The organism is Curtobacterium guangdongense, assembly GCF_049341845.1.
GTDB classification, from domain to species: Bacteria; Actinomycetota; Actinomycetes; order Actinomycetales; family Microbacteriaceae; genus Curtobacterium; species Curtobacterium guangdongense.
The window spans coordinates 217,098-241,552 of sequence record NZ_JBMPIT010000003.1; the positions used below are offsets into that span (position 1 = coordinate 217,098).

Consider the following 24,455-nt stretch of genomic DNA (forward strand, 5'->3'; position numbering starts at 1 on the left):
GGCGCGGTGGCGCTGGGTTCGCTGTGGTTCGGGTTGCGGTGGGGTTCGTTGCGGTGGGGTTCGTTGCGGTGGGGCGGTCAGGCGGCGGGGGCCGCGGTCTGACGGAGGCGGGTGACGGTGACGGCACCCGGGTCGGTGTGGTCGAGAGCCGGGACGTCGCTCCCCGGGAGTGCGGCTGCCGCGGCCCCCGTCGCGACGGCCTGCGCGAGTCGCTCCTCCGGCGGACGACCGGCGACCTCGGCGAGCAGGTAACCAGCCAGGGAGGAGTCGCCCGCACCCACGGTCGAGCGGGCGACGATGCGGGGTGCCGCCGCGGCGAACGAGCCCTCCGGCCCGATCAGGATCGCGCCGGCGCTGCCGAGGGTGAGCAGGACGGTGTCCACCCCACGGTCGCGGAGCCGTTCGGCTGCCGCTGCCGCGAGTTCGTGGTCGCGTTCGTACTCGTCCGGGTCCCCGCCGACGATCTCGGCGAGCTCCTCGGCGTTCGGCTTAACCAGGTCGATCCGTTCGCCGGACTGCAGCAGCGCGGTGAACGGAACGCCCGAGGAGTCGACGGCGATCCGGACGTCGTCCCCGTGCCGCTCGCGGACGGCCCGCACGAGGACGGCGAGTGCGTCGTCCGGCAGGCCGGGCGGGAGCGATCCGGCGAAGACGACCCACCGGGCACGGGGGCCGGTGGCGGTGACGTCCGCGGTGTCGGCGACCAGCGCGGCGAGCTCGTCGAGGCGGCCCGCGAGGGACGGCCCCGGCTCATTGAGCTTCGTCGTGGTGCCGGTCGGCTCGGTGACGGTGACGTTGGATCGGAGCGGTGCGCCGATCGGCAGCGCAGCGGTCGGGATGCCGCGGGTGGCGAGACCGAGCAGGACCGGGTCGAGCTCGTCCCCGGGCAGGACGGCGATCGTGTCCCCACCGCTGGCGACCACGACACGGGAGACGTTGACGCCCTTGCCGCCCGGCTCCGCGGTCGACCGGGTGGCGCGCTGCACCGAGCCGCGCTGCAGTTCCCCGGCGAGCTCGATCGTGCGGTCGAGCGACGGGTTCGGCGTCACCGTGACGATGCGCGTGCTGGACTCGTTCATGCCACGACCACCTCGACGTCGGCGTCGGTGAGCGCTCCGGCGAGGTCAGCCAGGGGCTGTTCGTCGGTGACGATCGTGTCGACCTCGTCGAGCCGGGCGAACCGCATGAGCGCCTCGACGCCGTGCTTCGCGGCGTCTGCGAGGACGACGCTCCGACGTGCGGCGAGCACGTAGGCGGCCTTCACGGCGGCCTCGTACTCGTCCGGGGTGCTCAGGCCGAACCCGGCGGAGAGCCCGTTCGTGCCGACGAAGGCGATGTCGGGACGCAGCGCGCCGATCTGCTCGACGGTGGCGGTCCCCACCGCGGCGCTCGTCACCCCGCGCACCCGGCCGCCGAGCAGGTGCAGCTCGACGTGCTCGCTGTGCTGCAGGGTCGCGGCGATGGGGACGGAGTTCGTGATGACGGTGATCGTCGCGCCGGGCTCCGCGGGCTCCCACCGTGCGAGTTCGGTCGCCACGGCGGCGCAGGTCGTGCCAGCGTCGAGGGCGATGGACCCGGTGAAGGTCGGCGGCACGAGGCGCATCGCGGCCCGGGCGATCGCGGACTTGGCGGAGCCGTGCTGCCCCTCGCGCTCGGCGACGGTGAGTTCGACCACGCTGGAGCGTCCGACCGGCACAGCTCCCCCGTGCACCCGGCGGAGGACCCCTGCCGACTCGAGTGTGTCGAGGTCACGCCGGACGGTCTCGGTCGTGACGTCGAAGTGCTCGGCGAGGTCGGCGACGGAGACCCGCCCTGCCGACTGCAGCTCGGCGGCGATGGCGTCGTGCCGCTCGGTTGCGTACATGCCCGAACTCCTTCGTTCGCGTTGGTTTCAGGAACTGTACGTCCATACCCAACACAAACGCAAGTGCCCGCTGCCCAATCCCACACGCCCGAAAACGATCAAAAGACGACGAGATCGCACTTCGTGTCGGAACCTCCCGGTGGGAAGCGACACGAAGTGCGATCTCGGCGTCATGCGCGCGGCGCGGCGCGGCGCAGGGCGCGTCCGGCGCTACCCCTTCACAGCGCCGGCCGTCATGCCGCTGACCAGACGGCGTTGCACGATGAGGAAGAACACGACCACCGGCAGGCTGAACAGCACGCTCGCCGCCATGAGTCCGCCGAAGTCCGTCCCCTTGTTCGTCGAGAAGCCCGCGAGCCAGACCGGCAGCGTGTACATCGACTGGTCCTTGAGCATCACGTACGCGGTCAGGTAGTCGTTCCACGCCGCGATGAACGCGAACACGCTCGTCGCGATGACCCCGGGCATCACGAGCGGGAACAGCACGCTCCACAGGATGCGGAACGTGCCGGCACCGTCGGTCTTCGCTGCCTCTTCGATCTCCACCGGGACCGCGACGAAGAACCCACGCATGACCCAGATCGAGAACGGCAGCACGCTCGCGACGTACGCCAGGATCAGCCCGATGTAGCTGTTCAGCAGCCCGAGCGACTGGAACGACAGGAACAGCGGGATGAGGAGCGCCCCTGACGGGATCATCTGCACGAAGAGGATGCCCACCAGGATCGCGCGACGCCCCTTGAACCGGAACCGGGACAGCGCTGCCGAGGCGAGGAAGCCGACCACGATCGACAGCAGCACGGCGGCCACCACGACGATCGCCGAGTTCCGGAGGTAGCCCAGGAAGCCCTCTTGCGTGAGTGCCCTGGTGAAGTTCTCGAACGTCGGGTGGAGCGGCGCCCAGATCGGCGTGAGGGTCGTGACCTCGTCCGCTGGCTTGAACGCGGTGTTCACCATCCAGTAGATCGGGAACACCCACACCAGGCAGAACAGCACCGCGATCGTGTTGGCGAGCACACGCGGCTTGCGCTTGCGCTGGCGCACCTGGCGCGCTTCGGGTCGAACAGCAGGAGCCGTCACAGGTCTTCCTCCCCGCTCCGGATGAGCCGGCGGATGTAGTAGCTGGTGAGCACGCCGAGGATCGCCGTCGAGATGACCGCGATCGCCGCGCCCTGCCCGTAGGCGTTCGAGACGAAGGACTTCACGAAGGTCCAGACGCCGAGCGTGAGCGTCGCGTCCTCCGGCCCGCCCCTGGTGAGGAGCCAGATCTGGTTGAACACGTTGAAGTCCCAGATCACGGACAGGATCGTCACGAGGAGCAGCGTCGGCGCGAGTGCCGGCAGGGTGATCGCGCGGTACATCGACCACGCCGAGGCGCCGTCGAGCGAACCTGCTTCGTAGTACTCGGGCGCGATCTGCGACTGCGCCGCGTAGAGCGTCAGGGCGACGAACGGCACCGCCTGCCAGATCACGAGCGTCAGCACGATCGTGTACGCCTGCCCGGGGTGCGACGCCCAGTTGTCCTGGGTGTGGTCGCCGAAGACCCGCATCTGCGTGATGAGCCAGTTGAGCACGCCGTAGAACGGCTGGAAGAGCCACTGCCAGACGAGGCTCGAGGCCACGTTCGGCATCGCCCACGCCAGCACGAGCACGACGCTGACGACCGTCCGCATCACGACACCGAGCCGTGTGAGGAGCTGCGAGACGGCCATGCCGATGACGAGCGTCCCGATGACCATCGACGCGGTGACGACGATCGTGCGGAGGATCACGGGCCAGAAGCTGCCGTCGGTGAGGACGTTCGTGTAGTTCGTGAGTCCGGCGAACCCGGCCTGCCCGGTGAAGATCGCCCGCAGGCCGTACTCCTGGAAGGAGATGACGACCAGCCGGACGAGCGGGTAGACCACGAGCGCCAGCAGGAGCACCGCGGCCGGCGCGAGCAGCACGAGCGGCGCACGCGAGGCCCCGACGGAACGCCGGCGGGTGCGGGGCGGACGCCCGGACCGACCGGGACGGCCGGAGCGGGGGACCCGTCCGGCCACCGGCGGTTGCCCGGCGCCGGCGACCGGCCCGGCAGGTGCCGAGCCGGTCGCCGTGTCAGCGGTCGACGTCATCGACTACAGGCTCGCGTTGAGCGCCGAGGTGAGGTGCTTCGAGAAGTCCTTCGCGGATTCCTCTGGTGTCTTCCGGCCGGTCGCGATGTCCGCGAACATCGACTGGAAGGACGAGTCGCCCTCGATCGTCGCCCAGCCGGGGGTGGCCGGGGTCGGGCGGCTGGTGCCGGCTGCGGCGAAGTACGGCTTGTGGAGTTCGTCCACGTCCGCCGCCACCGAGTCGAGCAGCTGCGTGGAGTTCGGCTCCCACCCGTCGACTCCGAAGACCTGGTCCTGCTGGAACTTCTTCGAGGTCAGGATCTTCATGTAGTACAGCGCGAGGTCCTGGTTCGCCGACTTCGACGGGATGCCGAGGTCGGAGCCACCGAGGAACACCGGCTGCGTCTTGCCAGCGGTGGCCGAGGGCATCGCGAACGTCCCGATCTGGTCCTTCAGCTCCGGCTTCGCCGTGGTGATCGAGCCGATCTCCCACGCCGAACCGAGGATCGCGGAGGTGTTGCCCTGCGCGAAGACGTCGGACTCGGCCGGCTTGTCGGTGTTGATGTCCTGCGTGGACTTCGCCGAGTAGGCGTTCTGGAAGTCCTTCCACGCGGTCAGGCCCTTGACGGCGTCGGCGGAGTCGATCGCCCCGGTCCACTTGCCGCCCTTCTCGGTGGCGATCTGTCCGCCGGCGTCCCACACCCACTGCAGGCCGCCGTACCAGTACTGCCCGGGCATGTAGAACGCCGAGAAGTCCGCGGCGGGGTTCTTCGCCTTGACCTTGTCGAGGTCGGCGGTGAGCTCCGCGTACGACTTCGGCGTCCCGGTCACCCCGGCGTCCGCCCAGGTCTTCTTGTTGTAGATGACCGCACGGTTGCCTGCGAAGAGCGGAGCGCCGTAGAGCTTGCCGTCGACGGTCGCGGGCCCTTCGAGCCCGGAGAGCCAGGTCTGGCCGTCGGCGAGTTCCTTCTTGTAGGGGCTGAGGTCCATCAGGCCACCCGTCGCGGCGTAGACCGGCACCTGCGTGTTGCCGAGGTCGACGATGTCCGGGGCGTCCTTCTGGGCGAGGGCGGTGGTCAGCTTCGTGGTGATGCCGTCCCACTGCTGCAGCTGGAGCTTCACCTTGGCGCCGGTGGCCTTCGTGAACTGCTTCTCGGCGACGTCGAGGATCTTCGGGCTGAGGTCGCCGTTCATGATCCAGACGTTGAGGGTCTTGCCCTTGCCATCGGGTGTGCCGATGGACTTCGTTCCGCTGTCGGAAGCTCCGTTGCTTCCAGCAGAGCACCCGGCGAGGGCGAGCGCGGCCGCCAGGCCGAGCGCACCGAGTGCGGCGAATCGCGTGCGTGTCACGTTGACTCCCTTGGTCCGACCTTTATGAAAGGACGTTGCGTAATGGCAATGAAAGACCCTCGCGGCGGGGTTGTCAACCATCGATTCTGCGACTGTGGACAGCCGTGATCCGCATGTTTCCGGGGGATAACGGATATCGAACGAATCCTGCCGATTGCTTGACGAACTGGTCATGACCAGGCACCATTCCACCCCCCTGGTGCTCGCCCGGTGCGGGGTCTAGCATCCGACGGGTGACCACCGCAGCACACAAGGCGTCGACGAGGCCGCGCACGACGACACCGTCCGGCGCTGGCATCGTCGCCCGCATCGACCGCCGGCTCCTCGTGAACTTCCGGGTCGAACCGACCGCGCTCCGCCGCGTACTGCCGGACGGCCTCCGCCCGCAGCTCGTCGACGGCTCGGCGGTCGCCGGGGTCTGCCTGCTGCGCATGGCCGGGCTCCGACCACGCTGGGTTCCTCGCGGGATCGCGTGGGGCGCCGAGAACGCCGCACACCGCATCGCCGTGGAGTGGGACGGACCGACCGGCGTCCGCCGCGGTGTGTACATCCCGAAGCGGTACAGCGCGTCGTGGGTGCCGGTCGCACTCGGTGGACGGGTGATGCCCGGCGTGCACGAGCACGCCCGCTTCGACGTCGACGAGGACGGGGAGCGGTTCCGTGTCGGCTTCGACGCCGCCGACGCCGAGGTCGACGTCGACGCCGAACGCGTCCCGGTCGGCCGCTGGTCGAGCAGCATCTTCCGAGACGTCGACCAGGCGTCCGAGTTCTTCCGCGCCGGGAGCACCGGCTGGTCCCCCGACCACAGCGGCGCGCTCGAGGGCCTCGAGCTCCACACGGACGCCTGGCAGGTCTCCGCGGCCAGGGCACACCGCGTCCACTCGTCGTTCATCGACGCACTCCCCCGCGACAGCGCCGAGTTCTCGGACGTGCTGCTGATGCAGGACGTGCCGGTGACGTGGGGCACGGAGCGCTGGCCCGCGGCCTGATCCCGAAAGGTCGATATCACGTTGACTCCCGGAAACGTGGGGTGTTACATACCACACGTCAGTCGTCGCAACGGTGCGACGACGAAAGGAGACGTGATGCACAAGTCCTTCGCCCTCGCCACGACCACCGCCCTCCTCGGCGCGAGCCTCCTCACCGGGGGCACCGCAGCAACAGCCGCGGAGCCCGCAGCAGCCGCTGAACCCGGGGAGTGGGCGGTCCTCGGCGATTCGTACACCGCCGGGTACTTCGCCGGGGAGCAGCTCGAGCCCCGTGACGGTTGCCTCCGCACGAGCGACTCGTACCCGGTCGTCGCACACGCCGCAGCCCGGCCGGACCTCGTCCTCCGCAACGTGTCCTGCGTCGGCGCCGAGACCAAGCACGTGTGGGAGTCCCAGGTCCCACCAGCCGGCACGGACCCGGTCGCCCCGCAGCTCGAGGCACTGTCCGACCGCACCGAGATCGTCACGATCGGACTTTCGGGCAACTCCCTGGGCTTCGGCACGATCCTCGGTACCTGCCTCGCAGTCGGCGGCATCGGTTCGGAGCGTCCGGGCACCCCGTGCACGACCTTCTACGATGCGGACGTCGAGAGCGGCCGACTCGGCACGACACTCGAGACGAAGCTCACCGACGTCCTGTCCGAGTACGGCGACATGCTCGAAGCGGTCCGGGCCGCGGCCCCGAACGCGACGATCGTCACCGTCGGCTACCCGCAACTCGCGCCGACCGACCCGCAGCAGTGCACGTGGAACGAGCCGACGCAGTTCTCCCGCGTGGCCCGCGCCGACCTGCCGTTCTTCCGCCTGGCCGAGGAACGCCTCAACATCGGTATCGGCGCACAGAGCGTCGCGCACGGCGCCGTGTTCGTCGACCCGACGGACGCCAGCGCGGACCACGACGTCTGCAGCGACCCAGACACCCGCTGGATCGAGGGCATCCAGGGCACGGACGGCACCGACACGCTGGTCCACCCGAACACCCGCGGCCACGCCGGGATGGCAGACCTGGTGGCGAGCGCCGTCGGAGCCGGCTGACGGATCTGGACGCGACCAGCCTGGAGGCCCGGTGCCGGTCCGTCGGACCGGCACCGGGCCTCCAGGCCGTCACGTCCACTGCCCTACACGGCTGCCAGCGCCGAGGTCGGCGGGATGCGCGCTGCGCGCGCCGCCGGGTAGAGCCCCGAGACACCGCCGATGACGACGGTCGCTCCGAGCCCCCCGGCGACCGCCCAGATCGGGATGGCAACCGGCCACCCCTGCCCGAGCGCGAAGGCGACCGTCACCCCGACGCCGATCACCACACCGGCCACACCACCGACGAAGGACAGCAGCAGCGACTCCACGAGGAACTGGTCGCGGATGTTCCGCCGTCTGGCACCCAGCGCACGACGAACCCCGACCTCGGCCCGCCGTTCGAGCACGGTGATCACCATCGTGTTCGCGACACCGATGCCGCCGACGAGGAGCGCAACCCCGCCGATGCCGACGAGCAGCCCGGTGAACGAGTCGTCCGTGGCGTTCTTCGCCGCGAGCGCGTCCGACGGTCGCGTGACACCCACGTCCTGCGGCGAACCGGGGCTGATCGCTCCGGCGAGGACGTCGCGCGACTGCTCGACGCGCTCGGGGTCGACCCGGGTGTACACGGCCGTCGGTGAGCCGTCGAACCCCAGCTGCTGCGCCAGCCCGCGCGGCACGAACACCTGGTTGTCGAGGTCCTCGGCGAGCGCCATCGGCTGCAGGATCCCGACGACCTGCACCCACTGGCCGCCGATCCACACGCGGGTGTCCGGCCCAACGACGTCGATGCCGAGCGACTTTGCCGCCTCCGCGCCGAGCACGGCCTGCGGCGGCGCGTCGGCACGGTCGTCGATCCAGTGTCCGGACGCGAACTTCCCGCCGAGCACTCCTGGAACGTCACCCCACGCCGCGAGCAGACCGATGCCCTTCGTCTCGGCCTCCGGGATGTAGGCGTTCCGGTAGACGTGTCCGTCCGCCACCGTCCCCACCGCAGCGGCCTCCTCGACATCGTCCTGACGGAGCACCGACTCCAGGGCCGTGCCGGGCAGCGGCGGGGTCTCGCCGAACCCCTGGGCCTTCGTGGCGGTGAGCACGTTGGTGCCGAGCGCATCGAGCACCTGGTCGAGCTTCGCCTTGCTCGACGAGGAGATCCCCACGACGGCGATCATCGCCGCGATGCCGATCGCGATCCCGAGCGCCGAGAGGACGACCCGGCCCGGACGGGTGCGGAGCCCGAACACCCCGAGTCGCAGCAGGTCGCCCGGCCCGAGGCGCGACCGCACGGCGCTCATCGCGCGCCGCCGATCGCCACGGCGAGATCCGCCGCCGACGCGCTCGGAGCACCGGCCGAGTCGTGCTCCACCAGCCCGTCCCGCATCCGCACCTGTCTGGGCAGTGACGCCGCGAGCTCGAGATCGTGCGTGATCACCAGGACCGTCGTCCCGGCTGCGTTCAGCTCGCGCAGGAGCGCCAGGATCGCGGCGCCCGAGCTCGAATCGAGGGCTCCGGTGGGTTCGTCGGCGAGCAGGATGGTCGGCTCGCCGACGATCGCACGTGCGATGGCCACCCGCTGCTTCTCACCGCCGGACAACTGGTCCGGCCGGTGGTCCGCGCGGTGCCCGAGCCCGACCCGCTCGAGGGCGTCGACGGCTCGCCGGCCCCGCTCGCGTCGACCGCAGCCGGTGTAGAGGAGCCCGTCGGCGACGTTCTCCGCCGCCGTCGCCCCGGCCTGCAGGTGGAAGTGCTGGAACACGAATCCGATGTGGTCGGCGCGGAGCATCGAGAGCGCGTCGTCCGACATGGATGCGACGTCGTTGCCGGCGATCGTCACCGTCCCCGACGTCGGCCGGTCGAGCGTGCCGACGATGTTGAGCATCGTCGACTTGCCCGACCCTGACGGCCCGACGACCGCGACGAACTCCCCTTCGGCCACCTCGAGGGACACCCCGCGGAGCGCGCCGACGTCCTCGTAGGTCTTGCTGACGTCGCGGAGCGCGAGGACCGCGGTCATCCCGGCACCACGACCTCGTCACCCGCACTGACGGCGCCGGTGACGGCGACTCGCCCGTCGGCCGTGAACCCGGGCTCGACCCGCACCCGCTTCGTGGTCCCGTCGCGCTGCACGACGTCGACGGCGTACGTACCGCCGTCGAGCGCGACGAGCGCGGCGACCGGCACCGACAGCACGTCCCGCTCGGTCGTGCCCCTTGCGTCGAGCTGCGCCGATGCTGCCGTGGTGAGCTGCCGGTTCCCCGGATCGAACGACACGGAGACGTCCACCTTGTTCCCGCCGCCCTCCGACGCGCTCGGCTGGACGTCGATGACCTCGCCGGTCATCGGGTCTCCGGCACCGTTCACGCGGACGTCGACCTTCGTGCCGACGGCGAGGCGTTCAGCGTCCCGTTGCGAGATCGTCGCCTTCACGACGCGTTTGGTGCTCGTGACCGAGATCACGTCACCGCCGGCCGGTTGCCCGAGCTTGCCGTCGACCACGCTCACACGGACGTCGCCGTCCACGAATGCGATGTCGTTCACGGTCAAGCTGCCCGTGACCTCCAGCCCGCGGTCCTTCTGCCACTTCCACACCGCCCGCTGTGTGCGCGGTCCGAACGTGTCGTCCTGCGCGACGTCGTAGCCGAGGGCCGCGAGGTTCTCGTTGAGCTGCCGGACGTCGGTGCCCTGCAGCCCGCGCTCGAGCGAACGCCAGAGCGGCACCGTGCCGTACATGGAGCGGACGCCGCGCTCGTCGACCGCGTAGAGGAACTCGTCTCGGTGGATGACCTGCCCGGGCTTCGGCAGCCAGGTCAGCGTGCCCTGCGCCGCACCCGGGACCCCCATCGAGGTCCCGTAGCCGAGAGTCCCCGCGAACACCCTCGAATCGGTCAGATCGCCCTTCGTGACCGGGGACGCGGCCCGCTTCGACGTCTTCGTCTGCTCGGCGGAGGCGGTCGGCGTCGTCCGCAGGTCGACGAGCGCCCATGCCCCCGTTCCGACTCCGAGAACCGCGACGAGGCAGACGCCCGCGATCACCATGCGCCTCCCGGTGGGAGCGGCGCTGGTCACTTCGTGACCTTATCGACCGACCCGAAGGCCTTCTCGTCGCAGGTCTTCGCCACGTCGTCGAACGTGGCTTGATCGCCGGGCGTGTAGGACATCCAGCCGTCTTCGTCGTCCGGGTAGTCGGCGAAGCCGTTCTCGCGGATGCACTTCGCGGCCTGCTGCATCTTCTTCTCCATGCCCGCCATCGGCTTGGCCGGCTGGACACCGTCACCCGCGCCAGCCCCGGCGCCCGCGCACTCGGCGAGGTCGGCGGACCACTGATCCTGGTCGACGCCCTCCGGGACCGAGATCGTCTCGGACTTCCCGGACGGGTCGGCCATGTCGTAGCCCTTGCCGCGCATGCACTCTGCGATGGTCACCCCCTTCTGGCCGGCGTTGGATGCGCTCTCGTGGACCGTCGGGGCGTTGCTCGCGCAGGCCACCAGCAGCCCGGGGAGGAGTACGAGCCCGGCGACGAGCGCGATGGTCTTGGTCTTCTTCGTGGTGTTGGTCATGAGACCAGCACACCGGAATCGGTGTTTCGGCCCCGGTACACCCGTGGTTACTCCGACGAAACGTCGACCTGCACGCGCAGCCCGCCTTCGTCACGACCCGCGACCGAGAGCCGCCAGCCGTGCGCCTGCGCGATGGACGCGACGATCGAGAGCCCGAGACCGCTGTGCCGTCGTCCGGACTCAGGCACTCCCGAGCACCGCCGAAACGGCTCGACGAGCAACGGCACCACGTCGTCCGGCACGATGGGCCCGGAGTTCTCGACGACCATCCCGTCCGGCGACGTGGTCACGCGGACGAACCCGTCCAGCACGTTGTACTCGACCGCGTTGCCGACCAGGTTGACGAGGAGCTGACGGACCAGCATCGGCTCGCCGGGCACCATCAGGCCCGGAGGCTCGGTGCGGTCCTCGTAAGTCACCAGCACGCCCGCCTCGTGGGCGGCTCCGGCAGCTCCCGAGACGACCTCGCGCACGACGGCCCTCAGGTCGACGTCCGTCGTGGTGCCCGCGAGGCCGCGGTCGGCCTCCGCGAGGACGAGCAGCGACTCGACGAGGTGCTCCGTCCGGCGGTTCTGCTCAAGCAGCTCGTCACGGGTCGTCCGGACGTCCTCGGCGTCGGCGCCGTCGTGCAGCCCGATCTGCACCGCCGCGCGTTGGACGGCGAGGGGCGTGCGGAGCTCGTGCGAGGCCTGCGCGACGAACCGCCGCTGACTCTCGAACGCCGACTGCAGTCGGTCGAGCAGGTCGTCGACCGTGCTGGACAGCCGACGGAGTTCGTCGTCGGGTCCCTCCAGTGCGATCCGCTCGTGCAGGTTCGACGCCGTGATCCGGTTCGCGGTCGCGGTGATCCGGTCGATCGGACGGAGCATGCGGCGGCTCAGCAGCCACCCGATCCCACCCGCGACGGCGCCAGCGCCCGCGATCCCGATCGCCGACCACTGCCACTGCTGCGCCGCGACGACGCGCACGATCGCCACCGACTGCAGCTTCGACGTGTCGAGGTCGCCCGGGTCGGCGGTGCCGGTCGGCATCGGCTTCGGCGCGGCGGTCGCGTCCGTCGGCCGGAAGCCGGTCGCGTCCTGCACCGTGGTCGCGTACGCCTCGCTCACGCCTGCCTGCGACATCAGGTTGGAGAACACGACGACCCCGGCGGCGAGCGCCATCGCCGCGAGCGCGAAGACCACGGCGGTGCGGGCCCGGATGCTCCACGTCCGCCTGCCCCTCACAACGCGTAGCCCTTGCCCGGGACCGTCCGGATCGGGTCCGGCTCGCCGAGCTTCTTGCGGAGCTTCGACATCGTCACGCGCACCGCAGCAGTGAACGGGTCGATGTTCATGTCCCAGACCTTCTCGAGCAGTTCTTCCGCCGAGACGATCCGCCCGTCGGCGCGGAGCAGGGTCTCGAGCACGCCGAACTCCTTCGACGTCAGGTCGAGCGGCCGTCCGTCGCGCGTCGCGATGCGGCGGTTCGTGTCGACGAGGAGCCCCGCCCGGTCGAGCACCGGCGCCACTGGTGCGACACTCCGACGGCCGAGGGCCCGGACGCGGGCGACCAGCTCCGGGTACTCGAACGGTTTCGGCAGGTAGTCGTCCGCTCCGAGCTCCAGACCGTTCACGCGGTCGGTCAGGGTCGTCGCAGCGGTGAGCATGAGGATCCGGGTGAGGCTCCCCCGGCCGGCGAGTCGACGCGCCACCTCGTCGCCGTGCAGTCCCGGGATGTCGCGGTCGAGCACGACGACGTCGTAGTCGTTCACCGCCAGGAGCTCGTCGGCGTGATCACCGCGGTAGGCGACGTCGACGGCCATGTCCTGCCGGGTCAGGCCCTTCGCAACCAGGTCGGCGAGGGCGATCTCATCGTCCACCACGAGAACTCGCATACATGTATTGCATACGACATAGCTATGAGTGGGCTGGATCGGCATGTCCTCGATTCTTCGAGGCGTCGTGTTTCGCTGGCGTTGCCTTAGGCGTCGAAGGGGACCTCTCCGTGACGACTGACGCCCGCGCGCTGCCGGTAGGCCAGGTGCCCGCCGAGGTAGCCCCCGACGCCGACGACCGCGAGCCCCGCGAACCCGAGGAGCTTCCCCACGCCGTGGTTGCCCCGCTTCCGCTGCAGCCACGAGAACCCGTAGAGCGAGATGCCGACCCAGTTCACGGCCTGGTGGACCCACCCGGTGCGCAGCTGTTCGCGGTCGAGCTCCGACCAGTCGACGTACCCGGCGACGCTGGCGCTGCCCGACGACACGAGGCCGACGCCGACGAGGGTCTTCGCGGCCTTCGCATTGCCCTTCCCGCCGATCAGGTCGAGCACCGCCGCCGAGATCCACGCCCCGAGCGGGACCTGCACCATCAGCGGGTGGATCGGGTGCCCGAACGGCACACCGTGCAGCAGCCGGCGGAGCCCCTCGGGCTTCGCGAGGACCTGGACCACCTTCCGGTCGAAGTCGACGGCCGTGTCGAGCACGCTCGCGTGCTCGATGGACTCGGTGAGGCGACGGAACGCGCGGATCTCGGGCATGGGGGTGAAGGTAGGCCGGGAGGCCCGTCACCGGTCCCAGGAACCGGTGACGGGCCTGGCGTCGGTCGCGTACCGAGCCGCAGCTACTCCTCGACGATCTCCGCCAGTTCGAACGGCTCGACGGTGAGGGCGTCGCCGCCCTCGGCGACGTCCACGCGGACGGTGTCGCCGTCGCGGACGTCACCCGCGAGGATCGCCCGCGCGAGCTGGTCGTCGATCTGCCGCTGCATGAGCCGGCGGAGCGGCCGCGCACCGTAGACCGGGTCGTACCCGCGCTCGGCGAGCCATCCGCGTGCCTGCGGCGTGACGGCGAGCTCGAGCCGGCGACCGGACAGGCGCTTCGCGAGCCGGTCGACGTAGAGCGAGACGATCTGTCCGAGGTCTTCGGCGGTGAGCGCCTGGAACACGACGATGTCGTCGAGGCGGTTGATGAACTCGGGACGGAAGGCCTGCTGCACGAGGTCGCGCACGGCTTCTTCGCGCTGGTCCTCGGTCAGGGACATGTCGGTCGTGTACTGCGAGCCGAGGTTCGACGTCAGCACCATGATCGTGTTCCGGAAGTCGACCGTTCGGCCCTGCCCGTCGGTGAGGCGCCCGTCGTCCAGCACCTGGAGCAGCACGTCGAAGACCTCGGGGTGCGCCTTCTCGACCTCGTCGAGCAGGATCACCGAGTACGGGCGTCGTCGGACCGCTTCGGTGAGCTGCCCACCGGCTTCGTACCCGACGTACCCGGGCGGGGCTCCGATGAGCCGCGCGACGGAGTGCTTCTCGCCGTACTCGCTCATGTCGATGCGGACGAGGGCCTTCTCGTCGTCGAACAGGAACTCGGCGAGGGCCTTCGCGAGCTCGGTCTTGCCGACGCCGGTCGGGCCGAGGAACAGGAACGATCCGGTCGGGCGGTCGGGGTCCGAGATGCCGGCGCGGGTGCGTCGGACGGCTTCGGACACGGCGGCCACGGCGGTGCGCTGCCCGATGATCCGGCGGCCGAGTTCGGTCTCCAGGTGCAGGAGCTTCTCGGTCTCGCCCTGCAGCAGCCGCCCGACGGGGATGCCGGTCCACTGCGCGATGACCGCGGCGATGTCCTCGTCGGTGACGCTGTCGTTCACCATGCGGTCGGCCGACTCGGCCTGTTCGGCCGCCGCGAGCTCGGCTTCGATCCGGGGCTTCTCGGCGTACTCCAGCCGCGACACCGTGGCGTAGTCCGCCTCCCGTTGTGCGCGCTGGCTGCGCATGTTGAGGTCGTCAAGCTGCTGCTTGAGCTCACCGATGCGGTTGAGGCTCGCCCGCTCCGCCTGCCAGCGCTGCTCGAGCGCTGCCAGACGTTCCTCGCGGGAGCGGAGCTCGGTGCGCAGGGTCTCGAGGCGCGCCTTCGAGGCGTCGTCCTTCTCCTGCTTGAGCGCGAACTCCTCGACGCGCAGCCGATCGACGTTCCGCTTCAGCTCGTCGATCTCGACCGGGCTGGAGTCGATCTCCATGCGGAGCCGGGACGCTGCCTCGTCGATGAGGTCGATGGCCTTGTCGGGGAGCTGGCGCCCGGAGATGTAGCGGTTCGACAGGCTCGCCGCCGCCACGAGCGCGGAGTCGTTGATGGTGACCTTGTGGTGCGCCTCGTAGCGCTCCTTGAGCCCGCGGAGGATCGCCACCGCGTCCTCGACACTGGGCTCCCCGACGTAGACCTGCTGGAAGCGCCGTTCGAGTGCGGCGTCCTTCTCGATGTACTCGCGGTACTCGTCGAGGGTCGTCGCACCGATCAGCCGGAGCTCACCGCGGGCGAGCATCGGCTTGAGCATGTTCGACGCCGCGACGGAGCCCTCGCCGCCACCGGCGCCCATGAGCGTGTGCAGCTCGTCGATGAAGGTGATGACCTGCCCGTCGGAGTCGTTGATCTCCTTGAGCACGGCCTTGAGCCGCTCCTCGAACTCGCCGCGGTACTTCGCGCCGGCGATGAGGGCGGAGATGTCGAGGGACACGAGTCGCTTGTCCTTGAGCGAGTCGGCGACGTCACCCGCGACGATGCGCTGGGCGAGTCCTTCGACGACGGCGGTCTTGCCGACGCCCGGCTCACCGATGAGCACGGGGTTGTTCTTCGTGCGGCGGGTCAGCACCTGGCTGACGCGGCGGATCTCGGCGTCTCGGCCGATCACCGGGTCGAGCTTGCCACTGCGAGCGACGGACGTCAGGTCGACGCCGTACTGCTCGAGGGCGGTCTTCTGACGCTCCTGCGAGTCAGGCGCGCCCTGGAGGTTCGCCATGGGTTCCGTCCTTTCCTTGCGTTGGTCTGATACTTGAGTCTACTCAACTCAAGTTATGTTTGTGAGTGGGTATTCCGGATGCCGACGGCGCTGACGACCGACCCCGCCAGGAGCAGCAGCGCCATCACGATCACCGCGCGGTGGAACCCACCGACGCTCATCTCCCCGCCGAGCACGACACCAGCGAGCGCCACCATCACCAGGCTCGCGATGCGCGCGATGGCGTTGTTCACCGCTGAGCCGACACCCGCCTCGGTCTGCGGCACGGAGCCGAGCACGGCACTGGTCAACGGCGTCACCATCAGGGAGATCCCGACACCGACGAGCACGAGCCCGGGGAACACCGCGTACCAGTACGCGCCGGGATCACTGCCGCCCAGGACCATGAGCAGCGACCCGATCGCCGCGACGGCGGGACCCGACGCCATGAACCACCGCGGGCCGTACCGCCCGGCGAACGACCCCACGGTCGTCGAGAGCAGCAGGAGGAGCACCGTGGGCGGCAGCGTCGCGAGGCCGGCGAGCCAGGCGGGGAGCCCCCAGATCTCCTGCAGGAAGAGCGTCACGACGAAGCCGACCATCCCGAGGGCACCGTAGATCGAGAGCGTCGCGATGTTGCCCACCGCGAAGTTCCGGGCGCGGAACAACCCCAAGGGGACGAGCGGGGCCCCGGTCGTCCGGGTGACGCGGAGCTCCCACGGCACGAACCCGACGAGCGCCAGCCCGCCGATCACGAGCGCAGCCACCACGGTCGGCGCACCCCACCCGAGCCGCCCCTGCTCGATGAGCCCGAGGACCACCCCGCCGACCCCGACCACCGCGAGCACCGCACCGACGACGTCCACGCGGGGGCGGTCCTCGGCGACGACGTCACCCGAGATCCGGCGGACGAGCGGGATCGTCACCGCGATGGGGATCGCCGTGAGCACGAAGATCCACCGCCAGCCGATGCCGTCGACGATCAGCCCGCCGATCACCGGGCCGACGATGACGGCGGCGCTCGACCACGCGGTCCACGACCCGATCGCCTTCGCCTGCGCGGCTCCCCGGTACGCCGCGATGATGAGCGCGAGCGAGCTCGGGGTGACGAGCGCACCGCCGACGCCCTGCGACGCCCGCGCCACGATGAGCACGGCACCGCTCGGGGCCACCGCGCACAGCACCGATGCGACCCCGAACACGACGAGGCCCCAAGTGATGATCCGGACCCGACCGAACAGGTCGGAGAGCGACCCGGCGACGAGGATGAGCGACCCGAGCGTGACCAGGTAGGCGTCGACGGTCCACTGCTGCACGACGAGCCCGCCACCGAGCTCCTGCCGGATGGCCGGCAACGCGACGTTCACGACGCTCGAGTCGAGCCCGACGACGAAGGACGCCAGGATCGCGACGACGAGCACCACCCGTCGATCGTCGCGGAGCGGCGCGATGTGCACCGGGGTGGCGGGATCGGTCATGGGCTCATCATGCGCCCTCGGAGCGGCCCGGGAACGACGGAGCCCCGCACCTGTGGACAGGTGCGGGGCTCGGTCGTTCCCGGGGCTGGGATGCCTAGTTGGTGCGTGAGTCCGAATTGGGCTGGACGGACGGCGCCGGGTTGACGACCGGGGCGGCCGTCGATGCCTGGTCGGCGGGGACGCTCTGCACGGTGGTGCCGTCCGTGCCCTTGGCCTTCTTGTCGTCGGTGTCCATCTCCTTCTTGAAGATGTTGATGGACTGGCCGAGGCCCTTGGCGAGCGCCGGCAGCTTCGTCGCGCCGAACAGCAGCACCACGATGCCGAGGATGATCAGCAGGTGTACACCGGTGAGGTTTCCGAGCATCATGACTCCTTGATTCTGGAAGTGGTCGCCGTCAGCGCGTCGTCTTCGACGGGCCCGGCGGAAGCCGTGGTCCGTCCATCGTAACTCGCACGGGCCGGGAAGCCCAGGTCGAGCGCCCGAACGAACACCTCCCGCACAGGATCGACAGCATCAGCACGCCAGGAGGTCAGTCCGCGAGCACCCGGTCGAGCGACCACAGCACAGCGGTCCCGGTCAGGCTCGGGATGTCCGCCTCGGTCACGCCGTGCAGCCGGTAGGCGACGCGCTCCCCCGGCAGCAGGGTCATGAACCCGCGGTCGACGGTGCCGGCCGGCTGCACCCGGTCGGGCTGCAGGAGGAGGTCACGCACGAGCGACTCGGCCTCGACGACCAGGTCGAGCCCGTCGCCGTCGGCCGCCGGGGTGAACGCCGCGCGGTAGTGCGCCGGCTCCCACCGCATGTCCTTATCCGGCTCTGGAGTCCACACTGCGCGACGCCAGTCCATGTCCGCCACGACGAGCTCGCAGGTCGGGTCGCCCACCACGCCGACCGAGTCGGGCAGCGCGACGACCGCGACACCGGCCGCGTCGAGGTGCACGGGTAGCGTCTCCTCGGCGAGGACCTGCCCGGCGAGGTCGATCCGCCGGACGCGCACCACGCTGTCGAGCCCGCCGCGGGTCGACCGCACGGCCACCTCGATCGGCGACGAGCCTGCGGGTGCGGACCCGGCCACGTCCGCGACCGGCAGCGACGCGGTCGGGTGATCCGAGCCTCCCGTCCGCTCCGGAGCGGGAGCCGTCCGGACCGACGAGACGGGCCGGATGGCCACCAGGACGTCGTCGTACAGCCGACGCAGCTCGTGCGCCAGCGGCTTCAGCCGCCCTGCCGAGTCGATCGCCGACCACGACGAGACCGGCCACAGGTCGTTCAGCTGCCAGACGATGGCCCCGGTGTTGCGGGGCCAGTGCGTCCGCCAGTGCTCGACACCGGTCGCGATCGCACGCGCCTGCTGGAGCTGCGTCAGGTAGTGCCACCGGTCGAAGTCGGACGGCACGGCACCGAACCGGGGCGCGAGCCCGTCGGCGAGCTTCTGCATGCCGGATGCGGCCTTCTGGTGGTGGACCACCCCGGGCGAGGACGGCGTCATCGGGTCGTCCGAGACCGCGTCGCGCATCGTGCGCCACGCAGGCGGTGCCTGCCAGCCGAACTCCGACACGAACCGGGGGACGGAATCGCGGTAGTGGTCGTCGGAGAGGCGGTTCCAGACGTCCCACGAGTGGTGCGTCTCGTGGTCGACGTCGTTCGCGAACAGCGACTCGGAGCCGGACCACGGCGACGCCACCGTGTAGAAGCGCGACGGGTCGACCGCGTCGACGATCGTCGGCAGCAGGTCGAGGTAGTAGTCGAGCCCCCAGCCACGCTCACCGAGTGTGGCGTCCCAGCCGTCGACGTCGTGCAGCCAGATGTTCTCGTTGTTGCCGTTCCAGAGCACGAGTGAGGGGTGCCGGGAGAGCCGCGCGACGTTGTCCCGGGCCTCGGCGATGACCTCGCTGCGGAGCGGCTCGTCCTCGGGGTAGGCGGAGCAGGCGAACGGGAAGTCCTGCCAGACGAGGAGACCGAGCTCGTCGCAGACCTCGTAGAAGTCGTGCGACTCGTACACGCCACCACCCCAGACGCGGACCATGTTCACGTTGAGGTCGGCCGCGGCACGGAGGCGCGATTCGTACCGCGGACGGTCGACGCGCGACACGATGACGTCGTCGGGGATCCAGTTCACGCCGCGGACGTCGATGCGGGTGCCGTTGACGTACACGTCGAACGGGCGACCGATCTCGTCCACCGCGGTGTCGATGCGTGTCGACCGGAACCCGGTGCGGAACCCCTGGCGGTCGAGGACCTCGCCGTCCACGGTCTGCAGCTCGACGACGACGTCGTAGAGGGGCTGCTCGCCGTAGCCGCGTGGCCACCACCGCTGCACCTCGGGGACCCGGACGGTGACGACGGTCTCGTCCTGCTTCGGCGTGACCTGCGCGCGCGAGCGCTGCCGGGTCTTCGCGCCGTCCTCGGTCTCGCCGGAGACGGTGACGACCAGCACGAGGTCATCGTCCTCGCCGTCCTGGTCGAGGTCGTTCAGTCCGGACCGCTCGAACGCGATGTGTGCGTCGAGGACGCCCTCGCCGGCCTCGATGTCGACGAGCGGCCGGACGTCGCGGAGCCTCGCGGTCGACCAGCGCTCGATCGCGATCGGACGCCACGGGCCGCTGGTCACCGCGGTGAGGCCCCAGTCCCAGCCGAAGTTCGACGCCATCTTGCGGACGTACGGGAAGGGCTCGTCGTACGGCCCGGGCATCGCCCCGGCGCGGGCGGCGACGCGGCCGGCTTCGCGGTAGGGCGACTCGAACAGGATCTCGAGGTCGCGCTCGGTCCTGGTGTTGCTGCCGTCGGTCGTGTCGCGGAGGTCGAAGCGGTAGCGCCGGTGCATGTTGCGGGTGGCACCGATCTGCACGCCGTCCAGCGTCAGCTCGGCGACGGTGTCGAGGCCGTCGCAGACCAGGTCGACGCGCTCGTGACCACGGGGGTCGACATCGAGCGTGCGCGAGTACGTCCAGTCCGCGCGACCGACCCACTTCGCGGTGTCCTCGTTGCGGTCGAGCGTCGGGTCGGCGAGCAGACCCTCGCGCTCGAGGTCCGTGTGCACCTGACCGGGAACCGTGGCGGGGATGCCGGCGATGGCACCGGCCGGGGCGGTCGCCGGCGCGGTCTCGTCGACCATGGCGACGGTCCAGGCGTCGCGGAGTTCCTCGCGTTCGAGCGTCATGCGGATCCTTCTCTGGGCGGGCCGATCCGTGGCCCACCGCGGTCGGGGCCCGGCCGGCGGACCGTCCCGTGGCCGGTTGAACCGCCTGGAGGCACGGCACCGGTCGTCCGGGCGTCGTCGCGTCGCGCGCGTGGAACAGTCGGGTGATCCACGCACGAGGGTGCTCCGCGATGCTAGTACGGGTTGCTTTCGGGAACATCCGTACGGGCTGCCGTGGCAGGTTGGGGAGGTGATCACCGTCGAACTCGCCAAGGACCTCCGCGCAGCCGGGCTCCGCTGGAACCCCGAGACCGGGGACCGGTTCGTCATCGACAAGCCCGGGGTCGACGACGACGTGTACACCGTGTCCGAGATGACCGTCGAGCGGCACGACCACCCGTCCGGCACCATCCTCGGGTTCAACGGGACGACCGAGTGGGCGCTCGACTCGGTCACGGCCGCCGAGTCGCTGTGGCTGCCACGAGAGGACCAGCTGCGCGAGCTGCTCGGGCCGTCGTTCGTCGGGCTCACCCGCGTCGCCGCCGGCGACCGCGTGGTGCACACGGTGACGGTCGTGCTCCGCGGCGAAGACCGGTCCTTCGCGGCGGCGGACCCGGCGATCGCGTACGGGCAGGCGCTCGTGGCCTACATCACGGCCGCGCTGGAGTGAGCGTGCCTGAACGAATCCGGAATGGGGTTCGGGTGTTCCCTGGTTGTCTGGGACCATGACCGTTCCGAACATCACACTCAACGACGGCAAGACCATCCCGCAGCTCGGCTTCGGTGTGTTCCAGATCGACCCCTCCTCGACGAAGGAAGCGACGCTGACGGCGCTCGAGGTCGGCTACCGCCACATCGACACCGCCGAGATGTACGGCAACGAGAAAGAGGTCGGCGAGGCGATCGCCGAGTCGGGCATCCCCCGGTCCGAGATCTTCGTGACGTCGAAGCTCAACAACGGCTTCCACGACCCCGCGCTCGCGCTGGAGAACGGCAAGAAGTCGGCCGACCTGCTCGGTGGCTACACCGACCTGTTCCTGATCCACTGGCCGCTCGCGACCGTCAGCGACTTCGTGCCGACGTGGAAGGCGTTCGAGGAGCTCTACGCCGCTGGGACCTCGCGCTCGATCGGCGTCTCGAACTTCGAGGCGCACCACCTCCGGAAGCTCGTCGCCGAGACGACGATCACCCCGGCCGTGAACCAGATCGAGGTGCACCCGTACCTGGCGCAGGAGTCGCTGCGCGCGGTCAACCGCGAACTCGGCATCGCGACGGAGGCATGGTCCCCGATCGCCCAGGGCCTGGTGCTCGACGACTCGACGATCGTCCGGATCGCGGAGTCGGTCGGCAAGAGCCCCGCGCAGGTCGTGCTCCGCTGGCACATCCAGCGCGGCGACATCGTCTTCCCGAAGTCGGTCACCCGTGCCCGCGTCGAGGAGAACTTCGCGATCTTCGACTTCGAGCTGTCCGACGAGGACATGACCGACATCACGACGCTCGACAAGGGCCACCGGACGGGTCCGGACCCGGACACGTTCGCCTACATCCCGGAGTAGTCGTTCGTCACGGCGGGCGGTCGCGCGGTGCGCGGCCGCCCGTTCGTCACGTCCGGCGCGACGCCGTGACGGTGAACTTGTCGGTCCGCGTCACCTGCCGCGTCGGCCCGACCGCCTTCTCCAGCACCGACCGGTAGCGCAGGTGCGAGTTCCAGACGCACCACAGTTCCCCGCCGGACTGGAGGATCGTGGCCGCGTTCCGGAACATCGCCTCGGCCGCGTCGGTGGTCACCGTGGTGTCCGCGTGGAACGGCGGGTTGCAGAGCACCAGCTGGGCGGATCTGGCGTCGAGTTCGTCCCCGGCGTCGCTCCGCACGGTGGCGACGCGGTCCCGCACCCCGTTCAGGTCCGCCGTGGCCCTGGTGCTCGCGATCGCGGACGACGACACGTCGGTCGCCACGACCCGCAACCCCGGCCGGCGTCGGGCGATCTCGGTCGCGATGACACCGTTGCCGCTGCCGAGGTCGACGGCCACACGAGCGTTCGGCACCGCGTCGTCCATCGCGTCGAGCAGTACCCGTGTGCCGAGGTCGAGCGTCGCCCCCGCGAACACCCCGCCGTGCGCCGCGATGGTCATCCCCAGCTCGTCGTTGTGCACGATGCGCGGCCACGGTGCGGTGATCGCGGCACGGTTCGCGGCGGCGGTTAGGGGGTCCTGCGCGACGAGCAGGCGCGACTTCCCGCGGCCGCGGGACGCCACGACCTCGCCGAACGACCGACGGAGCACGTCGTTCTGCGACAGGGCCATGAACTTCGTGCGGCCGCCGCAGAGCAGCACGACATCCGGAGAGGCGAACCGTGCGACCGCCCGGGCGATCTCGTCGAGCCGGTCGTGCGACTTGGTCAGTCGCAGCAGCACGAGCCTGGCGTCGCGGAACGCGCTCTCGTCCGTGTCCGGGTGGTGGAACCCGCGGTGCCCGAACGTCCCGGCGTTCGCCTGCAGAGCCCGCTGTCCGACGAGGGAGTCCTGGACGACGCGGACGTTCGTGGCCCCGTGCACCGCGATCACCCCGATCGTGAGCACGCCGCGCGCGTCGTCGACGATCGTCACGGCCCCCGGCTGCCGGAGGGCGTCACCGTGCACGTGGGGGGCTTCGTCGAGCAGGAAGCGGTCGGTGCCGTCGATCGCGAGCAGGTCGGGCCCGTCGTCCTCGGGCTGTCGACGGAAGAGGTCGGCGAAGTCTGGCACCGCGTCAGCGTACCGACCGCCGCGATGAGCGAGGTCAGCGCGTGATCGTCGCTCCGCCGAGCGCTTCGGGCACGGTCGCCGCCGCGAAGGCGTTCCCGCGGACGACGAACCGGTTGTCCGGGCTGCCGAGCCGCAGGCCGACGCGCACCTTCGGTGACGGTTCCACCCGGTTGTCCTGGATCACCCCGTCGTTCGCGCCGGCACGGACGTCGATCGCCACGGAGGGGCCGGAGACGCCCCGGATCCGGTTGCCGCGAACGGTGATCCCGGTGTTCGAGTGCTGCAGGCAGATCCCGTCGACCGCGCTCGAGAGCACCGTGTTGTCGGCGATCACGAACCCGCTCGTGAGCTTGACGAGGATGCCGGCCGCCGAGGTACCGCCGCCGCCCGTCACGGTGTTGCCGGTGACGGAACCCGTCGCCCGGGGAGCGTCCGAGCCCACGGTGCTGCCCGCGCCGCTCACCAGGATCCCGCTCCCGACCCCCAGGGCATCGGTTCGCGTCACCACGTTGCCCGCCACCACGAGCCCGGTCGGTGCGACGTCCGTCGTCGTCGGGTCGGCTGCTGCCTTGCTCGGGACCGCGGCGATCCCCACCCGGCAGCCGGACACCACGTTGTCGCGGATCTCGACGTCCGAGCCGGCGTGGGTGTCGATCCCCTCCCACTTCGGCACGCCGCTGACCCGGTTCCGCAGGATCCGTATCCGTGACGACCGACGCGTCGTCGCGACCGCTGTCGTGGCGTTACGGGTCACCGTGATGCCGTAGGAGTTCGGCCACCCGGCAGGCTGCCGGACGTCCGACACGACCGTGTCCTGCACGAGCGCGTCCACGACCCCGACGAGCGAAACGCCTGCGTACCCGACGGACGAGATGGTCGTGCGCTCGAGCACGAAGGCGTCGCAGTACTCGACGTGCACCCCGTCGTGCCGCAGGTCACGCAGGCGGCCGCCGCTGATCCGGACGTCGTGCAGCGGTTCGCCGGCGGTCCCCATCACCGCAATGCCGTGCCCACGACCGGTTGCCGTGGCGCCGATCCCGGAGATCACGGGGTTGACGACGTTCACGCCCGAGGCGGTCACGACGATGGCGTCGACGTCGCGGGACATGCGGATGGCGCCGGCCCCCGTGAAGGCGACGGTGACGCCGTGCCGGACCGCGAGCGACACGGAGCGGGTCCACGCACGGTCCACCATGAGCGTGCCGCCAACCGGGATCGCGTCGAGCGCAGCCTGCAACGGGTCGTCGGCCGACTCGCCATCGGCTTCGGGACATCCCGTGAACGCGATCAGAGCGACTGCGCCACAGGTCGCCACCGCACCGGTCCACAGGATCGCCGTCCGGCGCGTCGCCCCTCTGCTCGACAATGCGGTCCCTCCGTCCCGAGTGCATTCCTCAGCATAACGGGACGACCATTCGCTATATCCCGCGCATATCCGGTATGTATTGCGAAATGCACATTTTCCGGACATCTAGTA

22 protein-coding genes are annotated in these 24,455 nt (G+C 70.3%); 4 read left to right on the top strand and 18 right to left on the bottom strand.

The window, feature by feature from the left end; all coding sequences use genetic code 11:
• Positions 1-77: 77 nt before the first annotated feature.
• The 5 genes from ACO0E1_RS05650 to ACO0E1_RS05670 form a co-directional block, all read right to left on the bottom strand.
• A complete protein-coding gene (locus ACO0E1_RS05650) occupies positions 78-1,079 on the bottom strand; it encodes a 1-phosphofructokinase family hexose kinase (protein ID WP_422873297.1) in 1,002 nt (333 codons plus the stop codon).
• Positions 1,076-1,864, bottom strand: coding sequence for a DeoR/GlpR family DNA-binding transcription regulator (locus ACO0E1_RS05655; protein WP_422873298.1), 789 nt, complete (start codon positions 1,862-1,864; stop codon positions 1,076-1,078). Before ACO0E1_RS05655 ends, ACO0E1_RS05650 begins: the two co-directional genes overlap by 4 nt.
• A 210-nt stretch (positions 1,865-2,074) precedes the next feature.
• Entirely contained in the window at positions 2,075-2,908 is an 834-nt protein-coding gene (locus tag ACO0E1_RS05660) for a carbohydrate ABC transporter permease (RefSeq protein ID WP_422873299.1), read from the bottom strand.
• A gap of 32 nt (positions 2,909-2,940) precedes the next feature.
• Positions 2,941-3,978 carry a carbohydrate ABC transporter permease gene (locus ACO0E1_RS05665; protein ID WP_422873300.1) on the bottom strand — a complete coding sequence of 346 codons (1,038 nt, stop codon included), beginning with the start codon at positions 3,976-3,978 and terminating at the stop codon, positions 2,941-2,943.
• Between the two features lie 3 nt (positions 3,979-3,981).
• Positions 3,982-5,307: a sugar ABC transporter substrate-binding protein gene (locus ACO0E1_RS05670; protein ID WP_422873301.1), complete on the bottom strand. Its 1,326-nt coding sequence runs from the start codon at positions 5,305-5,307 to the stop codon at positions 3,982-3,984.
• A 233-nt stretch (positions 5,308-5,540) separates the two neighbouring features.
• Here ACO0E1_RS05670 and ACO0E1_RS05675 point away from each other — a divergent pair, with 233 nt between their 5' ends.
• Together ACO0E1_RS05675 and ACO0E1_RS05680 are read left to right on the top strand one after the other, a co-directional pair.
• Positions 5,541-6,296, top strand: a complete 756-nt coding sequence (locus ACO0E1_RS05675; RefSeq protein ID WP_422873302.1) for a DUF2071 domain-containing protein — start codon at positions 5,541-5,543, stop codon at positions 6,294-6,296.
• 96 nt (positions 6,297-6,392) lie between these two features.
• Positions 6,393-7,331 (top strand): SGNH/GDSL hydrolase family protein, encoded by a 939-nt coding sequence (locus ACO0E1_RS05680; protein WP_422873303.1) that lies wholly within the window; start codon positions 6,393-6,395, stop codon positions 7,329-7,331.
• Between the two features lie 83 nt (positions 7,332-7,414).
• Here the strand turns inward: ACO0E1_RS05680 and ACO0E1_RS05685 are convergent, their stop codons facing one another.
• From ACO0E1_RS05685 to ACO0E1_RS05735, 11 genes are all read right to left on the bottom strand, one after another.
• Positions 7,415-8,605 carry an ABC transporter permease gene (locus ACO0E1_RS05685; RefSeq protein WP_422873304.1) on the bottom strand — a complete coding sequence of 397 codons (1,191 nt, stop codon included), beginning with the start codon at positions 8,603-8,605 and terminating at the stop codon, positions 7,415-7,417.
• Complete coding sequence (locus tag ACO0E1_RS05690) at positions 8,602-9,324, bottom strand: ABC transporter ATP-binding protein (protein ID WP_422873305.1); 723 nt, start codon at positions 9,322-9,324, stop codon at positions 8,602-8,604. Before ACO0E1_RS05690 ends, ACO0E1_RS05685 begins: the two co-directional genes overlap by 4 nt.
• Positions 9,321-10,376, bottom strand: a complete 1,056-nt coding sequence (locus ACO0E1_RS05695; RefSeq protein WP_422873306.1) for a peptidoglycan-binding protein — start codon at positions 10,374-10,376, stop codon at positions 9,321-9,323. Before ACO0E1_RS05695 ends, ACO0E1_RS05690 begins: the two co-directional genes overlap by 4 nt.
• On the bottom strand, positions 10,373-10,867 hold the full coding sequence (locus tag ACO0E1_RS05700) for a hypothetical protein (protein WP_422873307.1): 495 nt from the start codon (positions 10,865-10,867) through the stop codon (positions 10,373-10,375). The genes ACO0E1_RS05695 and ACO0E1_RS05700 overlap by 4 nt, the downstream gene beginning before the upstream one ends.
• Before the next feature lie 47 nt (positions 10,868-10,914).
• On the bottom strand, positions 10,915-12,093 hold the full coding sequence (locus tag ACO0E1_RS05705) for a sensor histidine kinase (RefSeq protein ID WP_422873308.1): 1,179 nt from the start codon (positions 12,091-12,093) through the stop codon (positions 10,915-10,917).
• Positions 12,090-12,743, bottom strand: coding sequence for a response regulator transcription factor (locus ACO0E1_RS05710; RefSeq protein ID WP_422873309.1), 654 nt, complete (start codon positions 12,741-12,743; stop codon positions 12,090-12,092). The genes ACO0E1_RS05705 and ACO0E1_RS05710 overlap by 4 nt, the downstream gene beginning before the upstream one ends.
• Positions 12,744-12,829: 86 nt before the next feature.
• On the bottom strand, positions 12,830-13,384 hold the full coding sequence (locus ACO0E1_RS05715; RefSeq protein WP_422873310.1) for a DUF2231 domain-containing protein: 555 nt from the start codon (positions 13,382-13,384) through the stop codon (positions 12,830-12,832).
• A gap of 83 nt (positions 13,385-13,467) precedes the next feature.
• The gene (locus ACO0E1_RS05720; RefSeq protein ID WP_422873311.1) at positions 13,468-15,636 is read right to left on the bottom strand and encodes an ATP-dependent Clp protease ATP-binding subunit; all 2,169 of its coding nucleotides are present in this window, start codon (positions 15,634-15,636) and stop codon (positions 13,468-13,470) included.
• Positions 15,637-15,689: 53 nt separating this feature from the next.
• A complete protein-coding gene (locus ACO0E1_RS05725) occupies positions 15,690-17,093 on the bottom strand; it encodes an MFS transporter (protein ID WP_422873312.1) in 1,404 nt (467 codons plus the stop codon).
• Between the two features lie 94 nt (positions 17,094-17,187).
• Entirely contained in the window at positions 17,188-17,457 is a 270-nt protein-coding gene (gene tatA / locus ACO0E1_RS05730; protein WP_281266794.1) for a twin-arginine translocase TatA/TatE family subunit, read from the bottom strand.
• Positions 17,458-17,623: 166 nt separating this feature from the next.
• The gene (locus ACO0E1_RS05735) at positions 17,624-20,254 is read right to left on the bottom strand and encodes a glycoside hydrolase family 2 protein (protein ID WP_422873313.1); all 2,631 of its coding nucleotides are present in this window, start codon (positions 20,252-20,254) and stop codon (positions 17,624-17,626) included.
• Between the two features lie 229 nt (positions 20,255-20,483).
• On the opposite strand from ACO0E1_RS05735, the gene ACO0E1_RS05740 reads away from it, so the two are divergent.
• Complete coding sequence (locus ACO0E1_RS05740; RefSeq protein WP_422873314.1) at positions 20,484-20,903, top strand: pilus assembly protein CpaE; 420 nt, start codon at positions 20,484-20,486, stop codon at positions 20,901-20,903.
• Between the two features lie 55 nt (positions 20,904-20,958).
• The gene (locus tag ACO0E1_RS05745; protein WP_422873315.1) at positions 20,959-21,789 is read left to right on the top strand and encodes an aldo/keto reductase; all 831 of its coding nucleotides are present in this window, start codon (positions 20,959-20,961) and stop codon (positions 21,787-21,789) included.
• A gap of 46 nt (positions 21,790-21,835) precedes the next feature.
• On the opposite strand, the gene ACO0E1_RS05750 is transcribed toward ACO0E1_RS05745, so the two are convergent.
• Both ACO0E1_RS05750 and ACO0E1_RS05755 read right to left on the bottom strand, forming a co-directional pair.
• Positions 21,836-22,978 (bottom strand): class I SAM-dependent methyltransferase, encoded by a 1,143-nt coding sequence (locus ACO0E1_RS05750; protein ID WP_422873316.1) that lies wholly within the window; start codon positions 22,976-22,978, stop codon positions 21,836-21,838.
• A 34-nt stretch (positions 22,979-23,012) separates the two neighbouring features.
• Positions 23,013-24,344 carry a right-handed parallel beta-helix repeat-containing protein gene (locus tag ACO0E1_RS05755; RefSeq protein WP_422873317.1) on the bottom strand — a complete coding sequence of 444 codons (1,332 nt, stop codon included), beginning with the start codon at positions 24,342-24,344 and terminating at the stop codon, positions 23,013-23,015.
• Positions 24,345-24,455: the final 111 nt, after the last annotated feature.